Source organism: Flavobacterium sp. GW821-FHT11G01 (assembly GCF_058808175.1).
In genome coordinates, this window is the sequence record NZ_JBXARK010000026.1 from 1 (window position 1) to 1,758 (window position 1,758).

1 protein-coding gene is annotated in these 1,758 nt (G+C 43.2%); it reads right to left on the reverse strand.

Features of this window, described 5'->3' with window-relative positions; genetic code table 11:
• A partial coding sequence (locus tag AC1RRN_RS21415) for a SprB repeat-containing protein (protein WP_492969251.1) occupies positions 1–1,758 on the reverse strand: 1,758 nt, incomplete at both ends.

Here is a 1,758-nt window from a genome sequence, read left to right on the forward strand (position 1 = left end):
TGCCGGTAATTGTATCGGACAGTTTTTAGAATCTTTAACATAGATAACATAATTACCCGATTCCGCATTAAGTACATTATTTGTTGTACTCCATCCTGCACCTGCCAATGTTGGAGGCGTACTTGTTGCTGGTAGAATCTGGTAGTAATACGGCGCTGTTCCTCCCTGTGCCGTGGCACTGATCTGTCCTGCATCTGTATTACAATTATCATTTTTAGTAGCAAATGTTAAGCTTAAAGTGGCACTTGGCGAACCTACTGTTACAACATTGGATGTCGATGAACAGAAAGCGCCCGCTGTTGCTCTCACCACAACAGTATAGTTACCTGCTGTAAGTCCTGTGATTACAAGAGGGTTCACCGTAGTGTTTGCTCCCGTTACTAAACGTACCGAAGCACCTGCTGCATCTAAAATCTCATAATCATATGTGCCTGTGTAAGCTGCAACATTGATACTGATTGATCCGTCTGCATCTCCAAAACAAGTAACCGGTGTTACAGCAGTTGCCGTTACATTGATTAAATCGTATGGCGCAACTGTGAATTTAGCCGTATCTACATAACAACCTGTAGTATTGTCTATAACTCTGAAGTAATAGTCACCTGCACCTGTTACCGGGAACACATTTGTTGCCTGGGCTGCTCCGTTTGGAAGCAACTGATAGCTCAATGCTCCTGATCCGCCTGTAGCTGTAACAGTTAATGAACCTGTATTTCTACAGTCAATTACTGCGCTTACTGAAACTACCGGCATATTAATTCTTGGAAGAGTGGTAACTCTTACCAAACCTGAAGCAGGACAATTGTTGGCATCTTTTACATAAACCGTTAAGTCGTATGTTAAGCCTGTATCGGCTAGATCAAATGTATTTCCAGGGAAATAATTGATCCCATCAATACTATAAGTATAAGCACCTTGTCCACCTGTAGCATTTATCGTAACTACAGTAGTCTTAGCTGAATTATCCGGAGCACATGTAAATGGTGCTGCAGCCGATGTAGCTAAAACCTGAACTGCAGATGGCTGGCTGATCGTTACAGGAAGGGTTGTTGAACAATCCCTGCCTGAGGTAACCGTAACTGTATAGCTTCCTGCTGCCAATCCTGTGAAAACATTACCTGGCTGCGGTCCTGCTACAATTACTGCTGGTAAAGCAGTAGTGCTTAAGGTATAACTATAAGCAGGATTATTGCTTAAGGGCCCTAAAGTAACCGTTACTGTTCCGTCGCTGCCACCGTTACATTTTACATCGGTATGAGCCAAAGTAAAACTTACTGCAAGCGCCGCTTCTATTTTAATTGGTTTATCTACTGAACACGCTGTTGATGAAGCATCTGTAACACGTACGATATAGTCGCCTGCCGCAAGACCTGCGAAAACATTCCCAGGCTGTGGACCTGCAAGGGTAACAGTACCTAATGAATTCAATAAAGTATAAGTGTAAGTTGATGAACCGCCTTGTGCTGTTACTGTAATTTCTCCCTTAGCAACCGTACACGATGGTAAAGCTGTCACAACTGGTGTAAAGCCAATTGGGGCAAGTATCGTAAGGTTAACTTTGTTACCACATCCGTTAGCATCTTTGATCTCAACACTGTGAGGACCTGATGATAATCCTGATACCGTAAATGTTGCCGCCTGAGACTGGAATGTACCACCATCAATACTAAATGTATATGGCGCAATTCCTGCCGTTGGAACAGCTACATTGATCGCAAAGCTTCCCTCAACAACATTACACTGAGCAGCTAAAACAGC